This window comes from Rhodoferax aquaticus (genome assembly GCF_006974105.1).
GTDB classification, from domain to species: Bacteria; Pseudomonadota; Gammaproteobacteria; order Burkholderiales; family Burkholderiaceae_C; genus Allorhodoferax; species Allorhodoferax aquaticus_A.
Genome location: NZ_CP036282.1, coordinates 2,674,325 through 2,693,947, shown reverse-complemented (window position 1 = coordinate 2,693,947; position 19,623 = coordinate 2,674,325). Strand labels below are relative to the sequence as shown.

Sequence of the window (19,623 nt, the reverse complement as noted above, 5' to 3'; positions counted from 1 at the left end):
AAAACATGCCGAACGCTGCCTGACTTTGCAAGAAAAATAGGGCCTTCATGTAATGCCGATTGCTTTGTCGCGTCATCCGTTGTTCGTTAAAGCGGCTAGCTATTTCACTGTTGTACTTCTTAGCTCGCTGGTCCTCATTTATGGATTGATTCCCGGCCTGCTGGCGGTGTGCTTGGGTTATTTGCTTGCCAATGCGATTGCACGTGTGGGCATACGGCGGGTGCGGCTTGGGCCCACTGGCGCTACGGTCGTTGTGATTGCCGTGCCCTTACTTGGGTTGATGGCATTGCTATTGAATGCCAGAGGGATGGTGTTTGGCGCCGTCGTTCAGTACGAGGCCATGCTGCACCATCTCGCCGGGACGGTTTTAGAGATTCGTCAGAAGTTACCAGGCAATCTGGCTATTCATCTTCCTGACGAGCTATTGGGCGCGCAAATCTGGTTGTCCGAGTATTTGAAGTCCCAGGCTCATGCAATTGCGGATCTCGGGACGTCAGGGCTAAGAGGCGGCCTGTTGGTCTATGTAGGCCTGGTTATTGGGGCGCTCATAGAAGGCGCCCCAGCTAAACGATCGGACGCAGGAGAATTGCGGGTGGAGATGCGAAAGCGCGCGTCTCACTTCATCGACGCGTTTCGCCAAATCGTGGTGGCGCAGTTCTGGATCGCCGCATTCAATGCTATGTGTACTGGTGTTTTCTTGTATTTTTTATTGCCTTTGTTTGGCGCGGATATGCCCTACGCGGGTGCATTGACAGCCTTTACCTTTTTCGCGGGCTTGTTACCTATTGTCGGAAACTTGATTTGCAACGGAGTGTTGACTTTGGCAGGGCTGTCCATATCGCCAGAAATTGGATTACTTTGCCTTGTGTTCTTGGTGTTCATTCATAAGTTTGAGTACGTCATCAACGCAAAGGTCGTAGGAAGCCGCACAAATACGGCTGCGTGGGAGTTGCTGCTTGTTATGTTCCTCGGCGAGGCTGTCTTTGCGCTTCCTGGGCTGATCAGTGCTCCACTGTTCTACGCCTATCTGAAAAAAGAACTTCAGATCAGTGGGCTGATCTAGAACTCAGAATTAGGCGGGTGCCCAAAAACTTTTGTGCACGCCAAAAAAAAGGCCTCATGTAGATACATAAGGCCTTTTAATACAATAGTGGTGCCCAGGAGAAGACTCGAACTTCCACGTCCTTGCGAACGCCAGCACCTGAAGCTGGTGCGTCTACCAATTTCGCCACCTGGGCACGAATTAAATTATAACACGGGGGAAGTTGGCAATTTCCTATTAATCTGTCACTCACTACCCTTACCATCAAGCATCAGCTACCTTGTGGTTGCACCAAGTCTCATCAAAGAAAGCGAGCATTGCTATTAAATACCCTACTGAAACTGCATCACACTCTGATGAGTTTGAAGGCGTAGTCCAAGGCCACCGAGATGGGCACGGGTTTATTGCACGCGATGACAATGGCCCAGACGTTTACTTGGCACCTAACGAAATGCGCGCGGTACTGCACAAAGACAGAGTCAAAGCGCGCATTGTGAGAAGTGACCGCAAGGGGCGCCCTGAAGGGCGTGTTGTCAGCATTGTTGGTAGATCGTCGCAACCAATTATCGGGCGGCTGTTGCAGGAAAGCGGCGTGTGGCTGGTGGTGCCCGAGGATAAGCGCTATGGACAGGATGTATTGATCCATAAGGGTGCAATAAATGGTGCGAAACTTGGGCAAGTGGTCGTAGTCGAACTGGTGGAGCCCCCCAGTTTGTTTGGGCAGCCAACTGGGCGAGTCAAAGAGGTACTCGGAGAAGTGGACGATCCCGGTATGGAGATAGAGATCGCCGTTCGCAAGTATGACGTGCCGTACCAATTCTCAGAAGCTTGTCTCTTGCTCGCGCGCAAATTGCCCGATGCCGTGAGAGCGCAGGATAAAGAAGGTCGAATTGATCTGACCGACGTTCCTTTGGTGACTATTGACGGTGAGGATGCCCGAGATTTTGATGATGCGGTGTACTGTGAACCGGCTACCCGTGGTCGCGGCAAGTCTGCAACCAAGGGTTGGCGTTTACTTGTGGCCATTGCCGATGTCAGCCACTATGTGGATACGGGTTCACCCATCGATGTTGACGCTTATGAGCGCGCAACCAGCGTTTACTTTCCTCGGCGTGTCATTCCCATGTTGCCAGAGAAGCTATCCAATGGATTGTGTTCGCTCAATCCAGCCGTCGAGCGCTTATGCATGGTTTGCGATATGTTTGTATCAGAAGAGGGGGACGTTGAAGCCTATCAGTTCTATCCCGCTGTGATGTGGAGCCATGCAAGGTTTACGTATACGGAGGTCGCTGCAATTCTTGGGAACACGCGCGGCCCAGAAGCACTCAAGCGTAATGAGCGGGTCGGTGACTTGCTCAATCTGCATGGGGTTTATCAGTCTCTTTTGAAGGCGCGGACAAAACGCGGAGCGGTAGATTTTGAGACCATCGAAACTCAGATTGTGTGTGATGAAGGTGGCCGCATTGAAAGAATAGTGCCGCGGACTCGCAATGTGGCGCATCGTGTGATTGAAGAAGCTATGCTGGCCGCGAATGTCTGCAGTGCTGACTTTATTGCGCAAAGCAAGCACCCTGGTTTGTTTCGTGTACATGAAGGTCCAACGCCGGAAAAGCGTGAGGCCTTGCGAAACTACCTTAAAGCGACGGGTGTTGGTTTAACTATCAGCGATGAACCGTCGCCCGGAGAGTTTCAGGCGATTGCCACGGCTACTAAAGATCGTTCTGATGCGCAGCAAATTCATTCCATGCTCTTGCGCTCGATGCAGCAAGCGATCTATACCCCTTTGAATAGTGGTCATTTTGGCTTGGCATTCGACGCGTATACACACTTTACGAGTCCTATTCGCCGATATCCAGATTTGCTGGTGCATCGAGTAATCAAGGCAATACTCGGCAAGACCAAGTACCAGCTTCCTGCGCTACCAACGCCGGGGGAAGCGCATGCAAAGCTTGCGCGTCGATTGGAAAAGAATGCTTCGGCTCGCCCCGATCAGACTCCACAAAGGTCAGTCAAGGCCAATGCCGCCACTTTAGCGTGGGCGGCGGCAGGTTTGCATTGCAGCGCCAATGAGCGTAGGGCGGATGAGGCGAGCCGTGACGTTGAAGCTTGGCTGAAATGCAAATACATGCATGAGCACTTGGGTGAAGAATACAGTGGGGTGGTCACATCTGCCGCTAATTTTGGAATCTTCGTTACGCTGGACGCTATGTATGTTGAAGGTTTGGTGCATATCACAGAGTTAGGTGGTGAATACTTCCGATTTGATGAAGCTAAACAAGAACTCCGCGGTGAGCGAACCGGTATTCGCTACGCAATTGGTACCCGGGTACAGATACAAGTGAGTCGAGTTGATTTAGATGGGAGAAGGATCGACTTTCGACTGCTTTTAGATAAGCAAGCAGTCTCCATGCGATCACCTTCTGAAAAGTTGGATGCGCGTCCCGCAAAAAGTATGAACGCAGATTTCTTAGATCAAGGTTTAAGCGCAGTTACCTGGAGTGATTCCAAGAAAAGGGGGGGGCGATCAACCAAGTCTAAGCAAGGCGTAGTGGAGGTGAAGCGCAATGCGGCGAAGCCAACCTCGACCAAAAAGAGTCTGCCGCGCAAGCGCCGCTAAAACGGGCCTTTTTGGAGCTGCCGGCCTGACAGCCTTTATCGGCGTTTGAGTATTTGTAGGGATTCTTTGGCATCCACAGGGTGTTCCACTTCTGCATGCCATGCCCATGTTGAATTCTGTGGCTGATCGTGCTCTCTTTTTTCTAGCTCAATATCGGTGACAAGCCAGGGGCAAAGCCCCGGCTCAGTGCCGAACCGCTGATGACCATAGACCTGCAGCGCTGCAATTTTCGCAGGGTCTAAACTGACAGCCTGAATGCACCCGCGTGGTTCAAGCAGTGCTACGGCTTTGTTTACCAGCACCGTGTAGCCCAAGCCATAGTTGAGCAAAGGCATCCACAGTGTCATGAGCAGGAGCCAGCACAACGACGCGCCGCTAGCTGGCAAGACAAGGCTTTTCCAAATTGCTGCCCGGTGCCGGCCAACGCGCCAATGAACCAGCCAAACCCACACCATGGTCGCAGCGCACGCTACAAAAAACTCCCACCAAGAAAAACTGGGGGTGAACCCGGGAGCAAGGCGCGCAACATTGGACGCAGGTTGACTGGGAAACCCCGTTTGCATAGCAATCCATACGACCCAGATCACAAAGCCACAACCCGAAAAGAATAAAAGTGTGAACCAATCAATCAAGGCGGCAACTTGCCTTTTGAGGGTGGGGAGGGCAAATGCCGCAAGGGTCGCAAGACTTGGTAGGGCAATCAGCAAGGTGCGGTCGGAGCTCCCTGTTAGCAATGTTGCTGCCACGGTAACTAAAGCGAACCATGCGGGAAGCCCAAGATGGCGGCTGATTTTGCTGTTGAATAACTGGCGCCTCCAACGCCACACGGTCCACAACGCTAGCGGCCAAGCAGGCCAAGCGAACCATATCAACAATTGCGCGTAGCCATTCCAATCTTGCCACTGAGCACGCGGAAGCTCTATCTTCCAGCGCCAGAGATCCATCACTAGGGCTAGAAAGGCGCCCAGTACCGTGGCTAAGAGAATGAAACTCGAGTCAATAAGCCTCTGAGTTGTTGTTGCTTTTGGGTTTTTTTCGTAAGGAGCGCCTTGGTCGAAGGCGTGAATCAAACTACCTCCTAGTCCAAAAAAAACAGCCATTGCAGGTGCGCCTGACAGCGTGGTGCCAGTCAATCCAACGAGCACTGTGACAAGAGATATCTTTCGATGATATGGAAGAGCCGCCAGAGAGAAGAACAGAAGTGCCGTGAATCCAAGCTGAGCGACTGCGGGGGTTGTCTCATGCGAAAGCTGTGCCAAGCCCAAACTTGCAATCAATGACAATAGGGCGCCATCCGCCATAGCGCGGGCATAGTCTTTGGGTTTTGCTTCTCCGCCAAACGCAAATGCCACCGGCTGTGCTTGCGGAGTACGAGCAAGGTAGTACGTGGCGTACCAAGTGGCCAACATTGCCATGGCTAGTAGCAGACCGAATGGAATTCGCGCCGCGAAGTCCGCAGCTACCCAAGGCGGCGCTAGGGCGATGGCGCCAGCACCCAGCCAATAAGGCAGAAGTGCTGGAAAGTTGGTTGACAAACCAGCTAGTGTGGGCCGTAGCCAATTGGAAGTGCCGTTTGCAAGCTCGGACATGTAGCCGAGTGCCGTGATGTCCGCACTTTTCCAAGCCTCTCTGCCCACAAAGCCAGACAGCACATAACAGATGCAGAGAAGCAGCAGCGCAACGCGAGGTAGTCTGCGAGCGGCTGCCTGGGTAACGATGGCGGGGTTGGGATGGTTCACAACGATGGGGCTAGGGTCATAAAAAAAGGCAGTGCGGAGATACCGGACTGCCTTTTTTGCGCATCAGGCCGAAACCTGAAATGAAGTTACTTTGCTGCGGTCTTGCCGAAACGATTACGGAACTTCTCAACACGGCCACCCATGTTGTCGACGGATTTTTGGGTTCCAGTATAGAAAGGGTGCGATTCGCTGGACGTGTCAAGCTTGTACAACGGCAACTCACGGCCATCATCCATCTTGATCATTTCTTTGGCGTTTACGCAAGAACGTGTTACGAACTTGAAGTTGTTGGACAAGTCCAAGAAACACACTTCACGGTAATTGGGGTGGATGCCTTCTTTCATATCTTCTCCATCAGTTGCGGTAGCCGCGTTGAGTCCTTGGGCAAACCATTGCGCAATTCAAAACCAAACGTACTTATCGCTGTTAGCCTTAGATTATAACCTAGCCGCCACGGCGCATCATGTCGAAAAATTCGTTGTTGTTTTTCGTAGCGCGCATCTGCTTCAAGACCATTTCCATGGACTCGATTTCATCCATGTTGTACAAAAACTGGCGCAGGATGCGGGTTTTTTGCAGAATTTCTGGGCTTAGTAGTAGCTCTTCGCGACGCGTGCCGCTGCGGTTCAATTGAATGGACGGGAAGACGCGTTTCTCGTATAGGCGGCGGTCCAAGTGGATTTCGCTATTGCCAGTGCCCTTGAATTCTTCAAAGATCACTTCATCCATGCGGCTTCCTGTGTCGACCAAAGCAGTTGCAATGATGGTCAGTGAGCCGCCTTCTTCTACGTTACGTGCCGCACCCAAAAAGCGCTTGGGACGCTGCAAGGCGTTGGCATCAACACCGCCAGTCAATACTTTTCCAGAACTTGGTACGACGTTGTTGTAGGCCCGAGCCAAACGCGTAATGGAGTCCAGAAGAATCACCACGTCTTTCTTCAACTCCACCAAACGCTTGGCGCGCTCGATCACCATTTCGGCCACGTGTACGTGACGTGCTGCTGGTTCGTCAAAAGTCGATGCAATGACCTCACCCTTGACTGTGCGCTGCATCTCTGTAACTTCTTCTGGTCGCTCGTCGATAAGCAAAACCATGAGGTAGCTGTCGGGGTAGTTGGCGGAAATGGCGTGTGCAATGTGCTGCATCATCACCGTCTTGCCGCTCTTGGGTTGAGCCACGATCAGTGCACGTTGACCTTTTCCTATCGGTGCGATGATGTCAATCACGCGTCCCGTAACGTTGTCTTCCCCCTTGATATCACGCTCAAGCTTCATCTGAGACTTGGGAAACAGCGGTGTCAAGTTTTCAAACATGACCTTGTGTTTATTTTCCTCGGGGCCACCGCCGTTGACCTTGTCCAATTTATTGAGGGCAAAGTAGCGCTCGCCGTCTTTTGGGGTACGAACTTCGCCTTCAATCATGTCACCTGTGTGCAGATTGAAACGGCGCACTTGGCTGGGGCTGATGTAAATGTCGTCAGTGCTTGCTGTGTAGCTCGTGTCTGGGCTACGCAAGAAACCAAAGCCGTCGGGCAGAATCTCCAGCACACCATCAGCAATGATCTGTTCGCCAGTGCGAGCGCGCTTTTTAATGATCGCGAACATCAGCTCTTGCTTACGCATACGGCCAGTATTTTCAATTTCAAGCTCTTCAGCTTGTTTGAGGACTTCCGACACGTGCAGTGCCTTGAGTTCGTTTAAGTGCATGGAAATGGTCCCGAAAGGGAGTTAACCGACGGATCGGTGAAAAATCGAAATCTTGCGAAAATTCAGGGGAGATTGGGTGAAGCTTGACCTGTAATCTTGCTTCTGTGTTCTCTACCTAGCTAAGTCTAGGTTGGGTACTTGCCCTCGTGAAGGCAGGTGAACGGGATTTATTATGACAGGAAATTTTGCGACCGTGCAGCGGTGTCACGGTCGCATGAAAAAAATCAAGCCAATTGCTGGTCAATAAAGGCTGTTAACTGCGCTTTGCTCATGGCGCCAACCTTGGTGGCTGCAAGTTGCCCGTCTTTAAACAACATGAGTGTTGGGATGCCACGGATGCCAAACTTGGCGGGTATGTCACGGTTCTCATCAACATTCATTTTTGCGATGAGCAGTTTGCCTTCATAGGCAGTCGACACTTCATCCAGGATGGGGGCAATCATTTTGCATGGACCACACCACTCAGCCCAGTAGTCCACCAAGATGGGCTGGGCTGCTTGCAGAACGTCAACTTCAAATGTGGCGTCGGTTACGTGTTTAATCAGATCGCTGGCCATGATTTTCCTTCTGAGAGTGCTTGATACGGCTAAAGTTGCGGCATTGTGACAGAAACCAAGTACCCCAATGCCGCACTTCCCGCTATGGAAGTTATAGAGAAAATTGATGCTGGGCCAGTGGTTCCGGCCCATTCGTTGCCAGAAGTTCCTGTGGACCACCCGGTGATGCAGCAATGGTTAGCCTTGGGCGAGGGTTTGCTGGACCGGCTAGCGCAAGCCATATGGGGGCGCGGAGTTCATCCGGCTCGCACAGTGGTTGTTCTGCCGTTCGCCCATCTCAGACCCTTGGCCGCTCGATTGTGGGCCCAACGTTTTCCTGATGGCTTTGCGCCTAGGTTCGAGACCAGCATGAGTTGGAGTACCTCACTGTCCCCTTGGTCGGCAGGGCCCACAGATATCGCATTTGATGCAGCCCTAGACAGCCTGACTGCGCAAGCCATGCTAGAACAAGTAGGCTTAGGCGAACAATCCGCAGCCTTAACGGTTCTCTTGGTTCAGGTAGCGCACCAGATTGGCCCCTTGGCTGCGGCCGTTCCCGCAGAGCGCAGAGGCCAGTGGGCGGTGGCCGCGCGTGCAGCGGTGGTGCTGGGCATGGACTCCACTGCGCTCGCGTGGGAAGCAGCGGTAGGCCAGGTGGCGGTGGAGTGGGCTGCAGTTTCGACCTATGCAAGTGATGTCTTGCTGTCGCCACAGACCTCGACGACCACTGATGCAGTCCTTGTGGTGCAAGGACTAGCCCTAGACCCTATTGCGGCAGGGTTACTGGAGGCATGGCGAGGCAAGGCTGAGGTAATCCCGTTTTCAGCGCCAAATGAGTTAGCACCTGCCGACGTGACCGCGAAGCCCAAGCAGCGTGCGCACTTAGGAACTCAGCTGCACAGCTGTCTAGACGCCGAGGATGAAGCACAGCGTGCTGCCGCTTGCCTGATTCGACACATCGCAGACGGGCGTTTTCCCGTAGCACTCGTCTCCAGTGACCGCGCGCTTACGCGACGCGTGCGCGCGATGCTTGAAGCGTCCGAAGTGCAGATTCGTGATGAAACCGGGTGGAAGCTTTCCACCAGTCACGGTGCAGCTCAAGTGATGGCTCTTTTGCGCGCCTGTGCTTGGAACGCATCGACAGATGATGTGCTTGCCTGGCTAAAAGGCGCACCTACTTACGCACGCATGGCAAGCGAGGTGGAGGCCTTGGCCCGTCGCGAACAGCTGCGTGATTGGCGCAAGTTCAGTGCTTGTTCCGCACTCAAGAAGCAAGCTCACTTACTAGTGGCGCACAGCGGTATCGAGCAGCAAAGAGCGCGCTTCAAGGGCGTGCGCCCCCTGCAGGCATGGCTTGCAGAGCTGCGGCTGGCTTTGCAAGAGAGTGGCATTTGGGACACGCTCCAGCCCGACAACATCGACTCTGAAACGGCAAAGCACAGCCTGATTGAAGTGCTGCGCCTGAGCAGCCCTAGCACACCAGAGTGGGATGCTTTGCAAACCGACGCTCTGTGGGCGGGGCACCGGTTTGACTTGGCTGGCTTTACGACTTGGGTAAACCAAACGTTTGAAGGCGCAAGTGCGTCACCGGCCTATCCAGCATTGGAGCAAGTCGTCATTTTGCCCATGAGCCAAATGATGGGGCGGCCCTTTGCTGCGCTGGTAATGGCTGGTTGCGACGAGGTACGACTGAATCCTTCCACGGACCCACCAGGCAACTGGACGGCTGCCCAGCGCGAGGCACTGGGGTTGCCGTCACGTGAACAACTGGAGGAACAAAGCCGCTGGGCTTGGTTGGGGGCCTTAGCTACCCCGAGCTGTGATGTGCTTTGGCGAACCAGCGATGACGCGGGCGAAACACTGCAACCTAGCGTGCTGGTTCAATTGCTACAGCTCGACATCGCGATGTCCGGCGCTCCCGAAATGGCGAGTGCCTGCGAAGACCCGCGGAGCGTCCGGCATGTGCCCGCTCAGCCAGTTGCGAGGCCCATGCCCATCGGTGCTGACGTGTTGCCCGCGCAACTTTCTGCCAGTGCCTATGAAGACTTGCGGACCTGCCCCTACCGCTTCTTTGCCATGCGGCAGCTAGGTTTGCAAGCGAGTGATGAACTGGATGCAGAGGTAGACAAGCGGGACTTTGGCTTATGGTTGCATGAGGTGCTCAAACGCTTTCATGAGGGCTTGCAAATTGAGCCCACGTCAGATCGTGCTCGTCGGACAACCATGTTGCAAGCCGCGAGTGAACACAGCACGCTGTCTATGGGCTTATCCGAAGGTGAGTTTCTGCCTTTTGCGGCGGCTTGGCCAGCCGTACGTGAGCATTACCTGGATTGGTGTGAAACCCATGACAGGACGAACGCCAGGTTTGCCAGCGCAGAGACTTCGCACACCCAAAACCTCGGCCCCATTACTTTGGTTGGGCGTATAGACCGCATCGACACACTGCCTGATGGCAGCCATTGGGTCATGGACTACAAGACAGAGCCTATGGCTAAGACTCAGGCGCGTATCAAAGACCCCTTCGAAGACACACAAATCGCGTTCTATGCGGCGCTGCTACCCGACGACACCTTGGATGCGGCCTACGTGAACATCAGCGAGCGGGACGCCACGCGTACTGTGCCGCAAGCTGACATAGTGCAAGCGCGTGACGCTTTGCTGGAGGCCATTCTGGAAGACATGACGCAGATTCAATCCGGCGCAGCTTTGCCTGCGCTGGGGGAGGGCATGGCATGTGATTACTGCAAAGCACGTGGACTATGCCGTAAAGACTTTTGGGAGGCCCCATGAGTCAGTTTGGCCAACCTGCCGCCTTTGAGCACAACGCACAGCCCGTTGCACGCAAGCGGTTTTACGAAATTGCGTGTGACCCACGCAGGAGCGTTGCGGTAGAAGCCTGCGCGGGTGCAGGTAAGACGTGGATGCTGGTCTCTCGCATCGTCCGCGCTTTGTTGGACGGCAGTGCTTCACACCAAATCTTGGCGATTACCTTCACAAAAAAAGCAGCGGGCGAGATGCGTGAGAGGTTGCATGAGTGGTTGCTGCAGTTTTCACAAAGCACGGATGCGCAGCTGGAGCAAGAGCTGCTGAGTCGCGGCTTTACCCAAGCGCCGGCGCCTGAGCAACTGGCCATGTTGCGTAGTTTGCACCTGAACTTATTGCGCCACGGGCGCCCCGTTCAGATACGTACATTTCACAGTTGGTTTGCGGCGCTGTTGCGCAGTGCGCCATTGGGGGTCTTGCACCAAATGGGCTTGCCCAGCGCCTACGAGCTGCTTGAGAACGATGCCAAGGCGGTAGCACAGGTGTGGCGGCTTTTCCTCACACGGGTGGCAAAGGACGCGATGGCCCACGCGGATTACATGGCCGCGGTCGCTGTGTATGGGCGTCACCAAACCCACAAAGCCCTAGAGGCCGCGCTATCCAAGCGCGTAGAGTTCGCATTGGCTGACGCCCATGGTGTGGTGGATGCCTCGGTACAGACCTTTGCGCAACAGTTTCCCGAGTTTGGGGGCTTGCAAACTCCGCAGGACTACCTGAACCAGGCTATCACCCAAACCCTTTTGCTAGATGCGGCCCGTGCCTTAGGGGCCAGCAGCCTCGTGAGCTGCACCAAAGCGGCCACTGCGCTAGAACAAGCGCTGGGCAACCATGATGTCGCAGGCATGTTTGACGCCTTGCTCACCAAGACAGGCACTGCCCGCAAGTTCAGTGACAAGTTGACAGGCATCGCGACCGTACAGGCTGCCCAAGACGCCCTATTGCGCGTCAGCGCAGCAAAAATGCAGCATGAGGCATGGCTGCACCAGCAGCGCATGGCGCGCCTGAGCCGGGGTCTGCTGGAGGACTACGCGGGCTTGAAGCGCGAACGCCGTTGGATTGACATGGGGGATCTGGAGCGCGCCGCCTTGACGCTGATGTCAGACCCGGTGCTCAGCGGGTGGGTGCAAGAGCGGCTAGACGCCCAAGTGCGGCATCTGCTGATTGATGAGTTTCAAGACACCAACCCACTGCAATGGCAAGCCTTGAGCGCCTGGTTGCAAGGCTATGGCGGCGCGGCGCGGGCACCTAGCGTGTTTATTGTGGGTGACCCTAAACAAAGTATCTACCGGTTTCGGCGCGCCGAACCGCAGGTGTTTATGGCCGCCAAGCGCTTTGTGGTGGATGGTCTGGGCGGGGATGTGCTCAGTTGTGACCACACCCGACGCAATGCGCCTGCCATTATTCAAGTCGTTAACCAAGCCCTCGGACAAGCCCAAGCGGATGGCCAGTTTGATGGGTACCGACCCCACAGCACAGAGTCCACAGACCTAGGGCGCGTCTTTAAGCTGCCTCGGCTCACGCGTGAAACGGGGGAGCTTGATGCGGTGGAGTCGACGGCATCTGAGTGGCGCGACTCTTTGACGACCCCGCGCCACACACAGGAGGAAACCCGCAAAACCATGGAGTGCCGCCAAGCCGCGCGTTGGTTGGCCCAGCAGTTGCACGTTTCGGGTGGCAGCTTGCAAGCCAAAGACATCATGGTGCTTGCGCGTAAGCGGGAGCGCTTGGGTCTGATGCAATCGGAGCTTGCAGCTCTGCACATCGCTGCGCAACAGCCTGAAAAAACCGAGCTAGGGGACATGCCCGAAGTGCAAGACATCGTTGCGCTGCTGGATGCCTTAGTGTCACCCCGGCATGATCTGTCCTTGGCTCGGGCACTCAAGTCGCCTCTCTTCCGTGTGGGGGATGAGGATTTGGTCCAGCTGGTCCTGTGCCAACGGGGCTTGCCTCAACCAGAAGACAGCGCGCGGGCGTCGTGGTTCGACACTCTGCAAGAGGCCACGGGCTTGCCCCAGGCTTTGTCGGCCATTGGGCCTATCTTGTTGCGATGGAGGGCGTGGTTACAGGGCACATCTCCCCATGACGCCATCAGCCGTATCTACCATGACGGTGACGTATTGGCGCGTTTTGCTGCAGCTGCCAGACCTAAGCAGCGGGAGAGCGTGCTCGCCAATCTGCGGGCCTTGTTGTCGGCCACGTTGCAGTTGGATGGCGGGCGCTATGTCACCGCCTATGCACTGGTGCGGGCTTTGAAGGCCGGTGGAATAGCCGCTCCGGTGCGCGCAGACACCCAATCAGTGCGGCTATTGACGGTGCACGGTGCCAAAGGGCTGGAGGCACCCTTGGTACTGCTGCTAGATACCGACAGTGAAGCCTTGAAATCCGAGACCATGGGGGCGTTGGTGCAGTGGCCCGGAGAAGATGCGTACCCCAAGCGCTTTGTTTTCTTGGCCAGCGAAACACGTCCGCCTGCTTGTGTGGCGGACGCATTGGCGCAAGAGCAAATGGCGCGCAAACGTGAAGAGCTCAACGCCTTGTACGTGGCGTTGACCCGCACACAGCGCACGCTGGTGCTAAGCAGTCTGGAGCCCCATGCACCACAAGCCGGAAGCTGGTGGCAGCGGCTAGAGGGCATGGCTGAAAACGCCCCTTGGGCGGATGGCGCTGCCCTGGAGGCTGCAGACCCTCTGCTGGTTGGCGCTGCTACATCACCTGGTACGAGCGAGCTTGGCGACATTGTGGCGCTCTCAGTGTTGCCAAATATGCCGCAAGCGCTCGTGGATAAAGCGCGAGATGCTACTGAAAAAATAGCACGGCTGGCGAAGATTGATCGCTTAGATTCCCGCATGGGGCAAGCCATGCACCGCTTGTTGGAGTGGGTGGAGCCAGCGCAAACGCTGGACCTTATGCACTTGTGGTCCGACGCGCAGCGGGCGCGCGTTGCGCTTGAGTTTGGGTTGACGCAGGCTCAGGTGCTGCAAGCACAGCACATGGCAGTTGCCATTGTGGGCGGGCAGGGTGCTTGGGCTTGGAACAGTGGGCTGCTCGCGTGGCATGGGAATGAAGTGGCCATGGTGTGCGCGGGCAAGAATGTGCGGATTGACCGTTTGGTTCGGCGGGCCGACAGTGGACAATGGTGGGTCTTTGACTACAAGTCTGCCTTCCAACCGCAGCACCAGGTGGAGCTGCTGGCCCAGTTGGAAGCCTACCGCAGCGGCGTCTCGCTGGCAAACCCAGGCCACACGGTGCGCGCCGCTTTTTTGACGCCTCAAGGCGCATTGATTGAAATTTGAACCCTTATATGACTGAAAACGCTCCCATTCTTGATCTTGCCGTCATCGGCGCGGGGCCTGCAGGGCTTATGGCGGCGCAAACCGCCCTTGATGCGGGCGTGGCCGTGCATGTCTTTGACGCCATGCCTTCTGTGGGGCGCAAGTTTTTGCTCGCCGGCAAAGGAGGGCTCAACCTGACCCATTCCGAAGGAGCTGACGCGTTTGCAGGGCGATATGGGGCCCGTCGATCGGCTATTGAGACCTTGTTGCAAGATTTTGGTCCCGATGCACTGCGCGCATGGGCCCATGGATTGGGAATCGAAACCTTTGTGGGCACATCAGGGCGGGTGTTTCCCAAAGACATGAAGGCGGCGCCGTTGTTGCGTGCGTGGCTGCAGCGCCTGCGGCATCCAGTGGGCACAGGCAGCGTGCAGTTTCACATGCGTCACCGCTGGGTGGGCTGGGGGAAAAGCACTCTCGCGCCGAATGTCTTGGGTGCCACGCCGCACGCCTTGCAGTTTGAGACCCCACAAGGTGTACGTACTGTGCAAGCGCGCGCTGTGGTGCTGGCCTTGGGCGGGGGCAGTTGGGCGCGATTGGGCTCCAATGGGGCTTGGGTGCCCTTGCTGGCAGAAAAAGGCGTGGCCGTGGCACCCCTGCTGCCCTCCAATTGCGGCTTCGAAGTGCAAGGAGGGTGGAGTGAATTCTTTAAATCCCAGTTTGCCGGCCACCCGTTTAAGGCCGTGGCGGTGCGGGTGCAGACCTCTCAAGGGCAACAATTTGAGCGCAAGGGCGAGTTTGTGGCCACTGCCCATGGTGTTGAGGGCAGCTTGGTCTATGCAGCCTCTAGCTTGCTGCGTGACGACATTATTCGCACCGGCAGCGCAACCATGGTCCTTGATTTATTGCCAACGCTGAGTCCAGAGCGGGTGTTGGCGGAGGTGAGCCACCCCCGAGGCAGTCGTTCGCTATCGAGCCATTTGAAGAGCCGTTTGAAAATTGACGGGGTGAAATCTGCGCTGCTGCATGAAGTTTTGCCTAAGGACACGTTTGAAGACCCCATCAAGCTTGCACTTGCCCTCAAGGCGGTGCCCATCACCTTGGTGGCTGCCCGTCCCTTGGATGAGGCCATTAGCTCTGCCGGTGGGGTTTTGTTTGAGGTGCTTACGCCTGACTTGATGCTGGAGCAAATGCCCGGCGTGTTTTGTGCCGGAGAAATGTTGGACTGGGAGGCGCCCACTGGGGGCTATCTCTTGAGTGCCTGTTTTGCCAGCGGTGCCAAGGCGGGGCAGGGCAGCGCCGCCTACCTGAAGAGGTGATGACGCTGTGTTGAGTCGTTTGCGCCAGCTCACCCAATCGCATGGTGCTTTGCGCACTGGAACTGGGTTGGTGAGTGGTGTGATCGCCTTAGGGTGTGGGCTGACCTGCGTTTTGTTGGTATTGACCTTGCACTTCCCGCAGTACCTCACAACGCCAGAGCTGCGCCAAGCTTTGAATTTAGCCTTGCTGCGGCCTTTGCTGTTGGGTGGCATGGTGGTGGGCGGTGGCATTGCGCTGGCCAACTTGCTGTTGGGCCGCGCTCCTTGGCTGTCTGCCGCTGCGTTTGCTTGCGTGGTGCTGAGCGCGCTGATGGGCGGCTACAAGGTGCAGCCTCCAGAGCTGAGTGGTCGCACGCCCTATATCGGCTTGGACTGGTTTGTGCTGGATTTGCTGGGGTCTACCCTCGTTTTTGTGTTCATCGAAAAACTGTTCCCACTTCGGCCCAAGCAGCCTGTGTTCAGGCCTGAATGGCAAACCGATTTGGCACATTTTTTTGTGAACCACTTGCTGGTGGGTTTTGTGCTGCTGGCAACCAACTTCTTTGTGCACCGATTTTTCTCGTGGGCCGTCAGCGTGGAGGTGCAGCAGGCCGTGCAATCACTTCCGTTTGTGCTGGAGTTGTGCGTGCTGATGTTGGTGGCCGATGTGATTCAGTACGCCGTGCACCGTGCCATGCATGAGCTGCCTTTTCTGTGGCGGTTTCACGCGGTGCACCACAGTATCAAGACCTTGGATTGGCTGGCAGGTTCACGCTTGCATGTCGGCGAAGTTTTGCTGATGCGCACCTTGGTGTTGGCCCCGATTTACGTGTTGGGCTTTTCGCGTGAGGTGATGGATGCCTACATCGTCATCATCGGGTTTCAGGCTGTGCTCAACCATGCCAATGTGGACTTGCGCCTTGGCTGGCTGCGCTACCTCGTGGTAACTCCCAACTTTCACCATTGGCACCATTCCCAAGACAAAGAAGCCTTGGACCGCAACTACGCGGGCCAGTTTGCCTTTATCGACTACCTGATGGGCACGGCTGTGAAATCGACCAAAACATGGCCCAGCGAGTACGGGGTGCTGGGCGATTACGTGCCGCTGGGGTTTTGGCGTCAGCTTTTGTTTCCCTTTCAGAGGCGCGCAAGGTCCCAAAAATCAGATGGACACTCGCCAAGTGGTTGCTGAACCCTAGTCGAAGTTGGTAGGGATTCCGAGTCGGGCTAAGGCGGCTTCTAGGCGCGGCCAAGGAACTCGGTTGCTCACGGGGTTGGCCCAGCCGTTCAAAATGCAGTAGTTCACGCGGTAAGGTTTGCGGTGGTGGCGCAAGTGCGTTGGCGTGTCGAGCAGTAGCTTCTTGGTTTGCAGCACCAGCATCCATCCTGGCTTTCTCTTGCTAGGCATGTGCGCCCAGCGGTGAAACAGGTTAGAGACCACAGCGAATACCAGCGTCCACACCCCACACAAGGTGGCAAACTGGGCCAACGCGCCCTCCAGTGGTTGTGGCTGCCAAGCGGCGAGGACCAAGGCACCGGCAATTGCCGAAGCGCCTAGGTTCTCCAGCAGTGAAATGCGGGTGATCTCCAAGGGGTCGCGGTGATGGCGGCGAAACGGGCCCACCAGCAGCGGCCCCCAGAGGGGCGTGCGCTCAGAGCCGAAGGAGTCGCACACCCAATGAATGACGCCTGTAAGCAAGTCCGCACAAAAGTAAGCCACCGGAATTGCCAAAAGGGCGAAGCTCCACGCCCACAGCGGCAGTGCGCGGTGCAGCTGGACGAGGGCATCCAGTACCATGGCGCTAAACAGTAGCAAACCCATGCCTTCCAATGCCCTGACCGCGTAGCGCTGAAGCACACCCATTTCTCATCCATGCAGAGTTATTACAAGCCGACACTAGACCCCGAGCGAGCACGCGCTGTGTGGAAGTCCATGCAAAGCCGCATTGTGGCGCAAGGTGTAGTCCAGCACGTTGGCGCGGTCGCTTGGCTGCGCTTTGTGGTGTTGAGCGCCTTGCTAGCGGGAGTGCTGTGGGTCACCTGGACCCATGCCACTGTGCTGGGCTTGGGGTTGGGAGCGTTAGCCACCGCACTGTTGCTCGCGCAGTTCGCCTTCTTGGGGCATGACGCGGGCCATGGGGGGCTTCATCGCAAGTCAGCATTGAATAGCCTCTTGGGGCAACTCTGCATGACCGTAGTAACGGGGATGGCCTTTGGCGAGTGGTACAGCCGCCACACGGCGCACCACCGCCACTGCCAAGACGAGGAACAGGACCCTGATATGGAGGTGAGCGTGGTCGTCTCGCTGACCGAAAATGCCGCGCGCACCAAAGGTCGGATCGGGCGTTGGTTTACGCGGCAGCAAGGGTGGCTTGTCTGGGGGCTGTCCTTGTTGTTTGCCCATAGCCAGCGCCACCTGGCCCAATGGGGGGCGCTGCGCCAGCCCCTCAGGTATTGGGCGGATTTAGTGGGTCTGTGCGTGCACTTTGGCTTGTGGTTTGCATTGCCGGTGCTGGTTTTGCAGGTCGACTTGAAGATCGCTGTGCTGGTCTACACCTTGCCACTGTTCGTGCTGGGCCCCTACTTGGCGGCCATTTTTTGGCTCAACCACATCGGAATGCCTTTGGTTCGCGGCACGCAGGGGCTCTCTTTTTTGGAGCACCAAGCGGCTACCTCCCGCACCATCACTAACCCCAAGCAGTGGGACTGGTTTTTCGGCGGCTTGAATTACCAGATTGAGCACCATCTGTTTCCCTCGGTGCCTTCGTTTCGCCTATACCGCGTACAAAACATTGTGCGTACCGCCTTTGCGCAAGACGGCATCGTCTATAACGGCAGTGGTTTTGTCGCTGCAGTGCGCAGCGTGGCTTTGCACTTTCGTGGGGTTGCTAAAGCTTTGTGATTTCAAACGCAGGTTGACCGGCCGTGGCCCTCGTATTTCCTGCGTAGTGCGCTACTGAAAATATAGCGTTTCTTGATTTTCTGAGGGAAACAAGTGGCTGTATGCACTTGAAAAAGAAGAAGTTGACGAGCCTTGACCCCGGCACTGGCTCCACAGTTAGAGCTGCTTGGTTCCCCACCTGACTCGGTTGGCCGCTTTACCATGCGGGAAGGCCCGTCACCTAGCATTGTAAGGGTTTTGTTGCCCTATTCTTTGGGTGATTCGCAAGTTCCGCCAAGCGTGTAATCCAGTTCTATGTCTCTACTGAACAGCCCGTCAACTGAGGATTTGTTTTTTCAGGCCAATGGCTTGATGGAGCACGGGCAGTTTGGGGAAGCCAAACATTTGCTTTTGCAGGCCTTAGACCAAGATCCGGACTGGGCTGAAGTGCACGCCAATCTGGCCTACGCCTGCGCTGAATTGGGTGAAACCGTGCAGGCTGAGCAGTGCTACTTGCGCGCTTTGGAACTCGCGCCCCACGCCGTGCAACTGCATATCAATGTAGGCACCTTGCTGGCTGAGCAAAAGCGCTTGCAGGAGGCGATTGCGCACTTTGAGTGGGCAATATCTTTGGAACCCGACTGCGTGGCCGCGTGGTCCAACCTAGGTGGTGTGTATGCCGGTATGCACAGGAACGCGCAGGCCGAGCAGTGCTGTCGCAGAGCATTGGAACTAGACCCCGGGCACGCCAAAGCACGCTTCAACTTGGCTTACGTATTGCTGCGCCGAGGAGACTTGGAAGAAGGTTGGGCTTGCTTCGAGGCGCGCGACTGGTATGCGGCTATGGCAGCCAAGCTGCATGCTCCGCGTTGGGATGGCTCCCCATTGGCAGGGCAATCTGTCTTGCTCGTGTGCGAGGCAGGGTATGGCGACGTGATGCAGTTTTGCCGCTATGTACCAGTGCTCAAACACCTAGGGGCGAGCCGCGTGAGCCTGTTATGCCAGCCCCCTTTGGTGCGCATCATGCAGGGCTTAGAGGGCTTGGACCATGTGCTGAATTTGAACGCGCCTTTGCCTGAACTCCACTGGGACTGCTGGTGCCCCTTGCTTAGCTTGCCGTTTCACTTGCAAACCCGCTTGCACACGATCCCCGGCACGCTGCCTTATCTACATGCAACGCCGAAGCGTCGGACTTTGTGGCAAAGCTTGCTACCGTCAAAAGGCTTCAAAGTGGGCTTGGTATGGAAGGGAAACCCGCGCTTTGAAAATGACGCAGACCGGTCGCTAAAGCACCTGTCTGTGCTGGGGCCCTTGTTTCAAGTACCTGGTGTGGCATTCATCAGTTTGCAAAAGGGAGTGGAGGGTGCGCACACCTTGGAAGCACCTGAACTGGGCGATGTCGGGCACATGACTGCGATAGGCGAGCGTCTGCATGATTTTGCGGACACTGCTGCCCTTGTAGCTAACCTGGACTTGGTGATCACAGTTGACACGGCGGTGGCCCATCTCACTGGTGCCCTCAATATTCCATGTTGGGTGCTGCTGCCGCACTACAAAACAGATTGGCGTTGGCTCCAAGATCGCAGCGACTCTCCGTGGTATCCCGGCGTGATGCGGCTGTTTAGGCAAGGCCCTGACGAGGACTGGGCACCTGTAGTTGCGGAACTAACTGCTGCGCTGCACGAACGTATGGGCGGCACACCGTAGA

At 56.1% G+C, this 19,623-nt stretch carries 13 protein-coding genes, 1 tRNA gene and 1 other RNA gene; 8 read left to right on the top strand and 7 right to left on the bottom strand.

Annotated features, from left to right (window positions below):
• Positions 1-52: 52 nt before the first annotated feature.
• The gene (locus EXZ61_RS12315) at positions 53-1,063 is read left to right on the top strand and encodes an AI-2E family transporter (protein WP_237218950.1); all 1,011 of its coding nucleotides are present in this window, start codon (positions 53-55) and stop codon (positions 1,061-1,063) included.
• Positions 1,064-1,151: 88 nt separating this feature from the next.
• Here the strand turns inward: EXZ61_RS12315 and EXZ61_RS12310 are convergent.
• Positions 1,152-1,238, bottom strand: a tRNA-Leu gene (locus EXZ61_RS12310).
• Positions 1,239-1,358: 120 nt separating this feature from the next.
• On the opposite strand from EXZ61_RS12310, the gene rnr reads away from it, so the two are divergent.
• Positions 1,359-3,659, top strand: coding sequence for a ribonuclease R (gene rnr, locus EXZ61_RS12305; RefSeq protein ID WP_237219186.1), 2,301 nt, complete (start codon positions 1,359-1,361; stop codon positions 3,657-3,659).
• A gap of 35 nt (positions 3,660-3,694) precedes the next feature.
• Here rnr and EXZ61_RS12300 read toward each other — a convergent pair whose 3' ends face one another.
• From EXZ61_RS12300 to trxA, 4 genes are all read right to left on the bottom strand, one after another.
• Positions 3,695-5,011, bottom strand: a complete 1,317-nt coding sequence (locus tag EXZ61_RS12300; protein ID WP_237218949.1) for a hypothetical protein — start codon at positions 5,009-5,011, stop codon at positions 3,695-3,697.
• Positions 5,012-5,484: 473 nt separating this feature from the next.
• Complete coding sequence (locus EXZ61_RS12295; RefSeq protein ID WP_142812042.1) at positions 5,485-5,742, bottom strand: type B 50S ribosomal protein L31; 258 nt, start codon at positions 5,740-5,742, stop codon at positions 5,485-5,487.
• A 100-nt stretch (positions 5,743-5,842) separates the two neighbouring features.
• The gene (gene rho / locus EXZ61_RS12290) at positions 5,843-7,105 is read right to left on the bottom strand and encodes a transcription termination factor Rho (protein WP_142812041.1); all 1,263 of its coding nucleotides are present in this window, start codon (positions 7,103-7,105) and stop codon (positions 5,843-5,845) included.
• 224 nt (positions 7,106-7,329) lie between these two features.
• Entirely contained in the window at positions 7,330-7,662 is a 333-nt protein-coding gene (trxA, locus tag EXZ61_RS12285; RefSeq protein WP_142812040.1) for a thioredoxin TrxA, read from the bottom strand.
• A 45-nt stretch (positions 7,663-7,707) separates the two neighbouring features.
• Between trxA and EXZ61_RS12280 the strand changes: the two genes are divergently transcribed.
• The 4 genes from EXZ61_RS12280 to EXZ61_RS12265 are packed head-to-tail and all read left to right on the top strand — an operon-like array spanning position 7,708 to position 16,226.
• Positions 7,708-10,431: a PD-(D/E)XK nuclease family protein gene (locus EXZ61_RS12280; RefSeq protein WP_237218948.1), complete on the top strand. Its 2,724-nt coding sequence runs from the start codon at positions 7,708-7,710 to the stop codon at positions 10,429-10,431.
• Positions 10,428-13,757, top strand: a complete 3,330-nt coding sequence (locus tag EXZ61_RS12275) for a UvrD-helicase domain-containing protein (RefSeq protein ID WP_142812039.1) — start codon at positions 10,428-10,430, stop codon at positions 13,755-13,757. Before EXZ61_RS12280 ends, EXZ61_RS12275 begins: the two co-directional genes overlap by 4 nt.
• An 8-nt stretch (positions 13,758-13,765) precedes the next feature.
• On the top strand, positions 13,766-15,055 hold the full coding sequence (locus EXZ61_RS12270) for a TIGR03862 family flavoprotein (protein WP_142812038.1): 1,290 nt from the start codon (positions 13,766-13,768) through the stop codon (positions 15,053-15,055).
• A gap of 7 nt (positions 15,056-15,062) precedes the next feature.
• The gene (locus EXZ61_RS12265; RefSeq protein ID WP_142812037.1) at positions 15,063-16,226 is read left to right on the top strand and encodes a sterol desaturase family protein; all 1,164 of its coding nucleotides are present in this window, start codon (positions 15,063-15,065) and stop codon (positions 16,224-16,226) included.
• A gap of 3 nt (positions 16,227-16,229) precedes the next feature.
• On the opposite strand, the gene EXZ61_RS12260 is transcribed toward EXZ61_RS12265, so the two are convergent.
• Complete coding sequence (locus tag EXZ61_RS12260; protein WP_142812036.1) at positions 16,230-16,898, bottom strand: fatty acid desaturase CarF family protein; 669 nt, start codon at positions 16,896-16,898, stop codon at positions 16,230-16,232.
• A 9-nt stretch (positions 16,899-16,907) separates the two neighbouring features.
• Here EXZ61_RS12260 and EXZ61_RS12255 point away from each other — a divergent pair, with 9 nt between their 5' ends.
• On the top strand, positions 16,908-17,936 hold the full coding sequence (locus EXZ61_RS12255) for a fatty acid desaturase family protein (protein WP_142812035.1): 1,029 nt from the start codon (positions 16,908-16,910) through the stop codon (positions 17,934-17,936).
• A gap of 121 nt (positions 17,937-18,057) precedes the next feature.
• Here EXZ61_RS12255 and ffs read toward each other — a convergent pair.
• Positions 18,058-18,154, bottom strand: an RNA gene (ffs, locus tag EXZ61_RS12250) — signal recognition particle sRNA small type.
• 76 nt (positions 18,155-18,230) lie between these two features.
• On the opposite strand from ffs, the gene EXZ61_RS12245 reads away from it, so the two are divergent.
• On the top strand, positions 18,231-19,622 hold the full coding sequence (locus EXZ61_RS12245) for a tetratricopeptide repeat protein (RefSeq protein WP_142812034.1): 1,392 nt from the start codon (positions 18,231-18,233) through the stop codon (positions 19,620-19,622).
• Position 19,623 lies beyond the last annotated feature (1 nt).